Source organism: Cellvibrio sp. (assembly GCF_053579595.1).
Genome location: NZ_JBRFPI010000427.1, coordinates 1 through 3645, shown reverse-complemented (window position 1 = coordinate 3645; position 3645 = coordinate 1). Strand labels below are relative to the sequence as shown.

The window sequence follows — 3645 nt, the reverse complement described above, 5'->3', positions numbered from 1 at the left end:
ATGCCCGGTGTTTTTTTTGCCATGCTCGGGCCTAATGGAGCGGGTAAATCCACTACTATTGGTATCATTAGCTCATTGGTGCGCAAAACCTCAGGTACCGTTGAGGTGTTTGGCAAAAATATTGATACCGATTTTTCCATCGCCAAAAAATATCTGGGTGTAGTTCCCCAAGAATTTAATTTCAGTATGTTTGAAAAGGTGGAAGACATAGTGCTGCAGCAAGCGGGCTATTATGGCTTGCCCCGTAAGCAAGCATTAGTACAAACCGAGAAATATTTAAAACAATTGAGCCTGTGGGATAAACGCCACACACCTGCGCGTATGTTGTCGGGTGGTATGAAGCGGCGCTTGATGATTGCGCGCGCGTTAGTGCATGAGCCGCAATTGCTGATCCTTGATGAGCCAACCGCCGGTGTTGATATAGAGCTGCGCCGTTCCATGTGGGAATTTTTGCGCGAGATTAATGCAGCAGGCACAACCATCATCCTCACCACTCATTATTTGGAAGAAGCCGAAAGCCTGTGTCGCAATGTGGCCATTATCGATCAGGGTGTGATTGTCAAAAACACCAGTGTTAAAAGTTTATTGCAGCAGCTGAATAAAGAGACTTTTATTTTTGATGTCTCAGGCAATTTGCAGTCGCTGCCACATTTAAATGGTCATCGTGTTGCGCAAATTGATGAGCACTCATTTGAGGTAGAGGTAGATAAGGGGCAGTCGCTCAATGCAGTGTTTACGCAACTAACTGCCCAAGGGTACGAAGTTGTCAGTATGCGTAACAAATCCAACCGTCTGGAGGAGTTGTTTGTTGCAATGGTCAATGCCAATAAAGATCTGGCAGTCGCTGGAAAAAAAGAGGTGCAATCATGAGTTTACAAGAACAGTGGATTGCGTTTCTTACCATTCTGCATAAGGAAATAAAGCGGTTTACCCGAATCTGGATTCAAACATTGCTGCCACCTGCAATTACCATGATTTTGTATTTTGTTATTTTTGGTAAGTTAATTGGCAGCCGCATTGGTGATATGAGTGGTTTCAGTTATATCGAGTTTGTCGCACCCGGTTTGATTATGATGGCGGTAATTACTAACGCCTACGCTAATGTATCCTCTTCATTTTTCAGTGCAAAATTCCAACGGAGTATTGAAGAGTTGCTCGTCTCACCAACACCTAATTACATTATTTTGCTTGGCTATGTTATGGGTGGTGTTGCACGTGGCGTCGCTGTAGGTTTGATTGTCACTGTGATGTCGCTATTTTTTGCGGATTTGCATGTGCATCATTGGTTTACCACTATATTTATTGTGTTTATGACTTCGGTGTTGTTTTCTATCGCCGGCTTTATCAATGCAATTTATGCTAATACGTTTGATGATGTATCTATCATTCCCACCTTTGTGTTGACTCCGTTAACGTATTTTGGCGGTGTCTTTTATTCCATCAATTTGTTGCCCGAGTTTTGGCAGCATGTTTCAGTGTTCAATCCTATTTTGCATATGGTGAACGCATTTCGTTATGGCATGTTGGGAATTACTGATTTAAATATCGGCATGGCATTGGTGGGGCTTACGGTATTTGTCGTAGTGCTGTTTATAATAGCTTTGCATTTATTAAAAACCGGAAAGCGCCTGCGCGCTTGATCTGGTGTCGTTGAAAATTATTAGGCTCTGTTATGAATCATAATCCGCTTGGCCGCCAAACTGACTATGTCTCTGTTTATGCCCCACATTTGTTGTTTCCTATTCCTCGTGCCGAATCGCGTGCGCTATTGGGATTAGGTGATACATTACCCTTCTATGGTGTGGATATTTGGACGGGCTATGAATTGTCCTGGTTGGACGAATTGGGCAAGCCCGTCGTTGCTATTGCAGAGTTCTTTATTCCCTGTACCAGTGAATTTATTGTGGAGTCTAAATCCTTCAAGCTCTATTTAAATTCATTAAACCAAACTCGCTTCGAGAGTGTTGCTGAGGTAGAGGCCTTAATCGCGAAAGATCTTTCACGGATTACCGGCGCGGATGTTCGGGTGAGCGTGATTCCAATATCTGCATCGGTACACTCAGCATTACATCTGGCAGAAATAGCAGAGGTAAACGGGGAGTTGTTGGATGATTTGACCGTGGTTGTAGATGCCTATCATCCTGCGCCTGAATTGCTTACTACAGAGATGGTAGCGGCAGATGAGTGCCTGGTGAGTCATCTTTTAAAAACCAACTGCCCCGTAACTGGACAGCCAGATTGGGCGAGCATTGTTATTCGCTACAAAGGTAACAAAATTCAACGCGAAAATTTGTTGCGCTATATTATTTCGTTTCGCGAGCATCAGGATTTTCATGAGCATTGCGTGGAGCGAATTTTTAGTGATATTGCGCGAGTGTGTAAACCGGAAGAGTTGGTTGTGTATGCGCGTTACACGCGACGGGGAGGGTTGGATATTAATCCATTTCGCTCCAGCAACCCCAATACAAAACCCGAGTTGCTGCGCTTGATTCGCCAGTAGTGCTTCAGCACTACTGGTAATTTTATACGATGACTTTGTCTTTCAAACGGCTTGCTGCTTTCTCAAGTGATTCGATCACTTTCTGTTTATCGTAGTTGCGTACTTTATCCATGTCCAGATACATGGAGAAGCCTTCTGCGCGATCTTCAAAATAACTTTGGTTTTTACCCATTTCTTTACGCAAATCTGCGACTTGATATACCTTCACAGGTAATGAGAAGCCTTTGACTTGGATTTCGCCTTTATCGCGGCACATGACGGTGTCTTTTACTAGCGACCAGGTTTCGTGCGAGATTAAAATTTCATCCGGTTCTGCAGCGGATTCAAGGCGGCTTGCGAGGTTAACTTGCGTTCCTAATACGGTGTAATCCAGGTGATTGGATGTACCGAATGTACCTACTGTGCAATAGCCGGTATTGATGCCCATGCGCACTTGTAGTGGCTTTTTAATTCCCTGATTAAACCATTCAACCTGCATCGACTTGATACGCTTCTTCATTGCGATGGCCATGGCAACACATCGGGTGGCATCATCTTTAACGCCTTTGCTATTGCTATCGCCGAATAACACCATAATTCCATCGCCCATGAATTTATCGATAGTGCCGCCGTAGTGAGCAACAATTTTCGACATTTCAGTGAGGTAGTGGTTGAGTAATTCGGTTAAGGCTTCAGCTTCAATTTCTTCTGATAGCTGACTGAAATCTTTGATGTCAGAAAAAAACACGCTGATGCGTTTGCGTTCTGCTTGCAGGTTTTTATCATCACCGCGATTAATCGCTTGCCATACGGTTGGGGGTAAATAGCGAGATAATTTATAAGCGCGGATTTTGTGCCATTTTTGTTCGTTTTCCAGCTGCTTTTGACTGATCATTAATTTGTGAAAGCGTTGGTGCATATAAATGGCATAGACTAAAAAATAGGTGGCGACACCAATCAAACTTGCGGCACTGATTTCGATACTGCTGGATAGTACCAGCTGCGGTTTATGGATAATCAGGCTCAATATCACGCCGACTGCAAATGCGCTATTGTCTTCCATCAATTTACGGACACCGCCGCTAATCAGCGGGTTAAATTGAATCATGGTCAGAAACATTACGGAGGGCAGGATGCTAAAATCCGTCAGGGTGAGCACAATACCA

General features: G+C 43.8%; 4 protein-coding genes. 3 read left to right on the top strand and 1 reads right to left on the bottom strand.

The window, feature by feature from the left end; all coding sequences use genetic code 11:
• The 3 genes from ACWA6V_RS19060 to queF all read left to right on the top strand — a co-directional run.
• Positions 1–870: ABC transporter ATP-binding protein (locus ACWA6V_RS19060; protein WP_449523977.1), on the top strand; the 870-nt coding region annotated here is incomplete at its 5' end.
• Complete coding sequence (locus ACWA6V_RS19055; RefSeq protein ID WP_449523976.1) at positions 867–1640, top strand: ABC transporter permease; 774 nt, start codon at positions 867–869, stop codon at positions 1638–1640. The genes ACWA6V_RS19060 and ACWA6V_RS19055, both read left to right, overlap by 4 nt.
• 32 nt (positions 1641–1672) lie before the next feature.
• Positions 1673–2500: an NADPH-dependent 7-cyano-7-deazaguanine reductase QueF gene (gene queF, locus ACWA6V_RS19050; RefSeq protein WP_449523975.1), complete on the top strand. Its 828-nt coding sequence runs from the start codon at positions 1673–1675 to the stop codon at positions 2498–2500.
• A 22-nt stretch (positions 2501–2522) separates the two neighbouring features.
• On the opposite strand, the gene ACWA6V_RS19045 is transcribed toward queF, so the two are convergent.
• On the bottom strand, positions 2523–3645 hold a 1123-nt coding region (locus tag ACWA6V_RS19045; protein WP_449523974.1), incomplete at its 5' end, for an adenylate/guanylate cyclase domain-containing protein.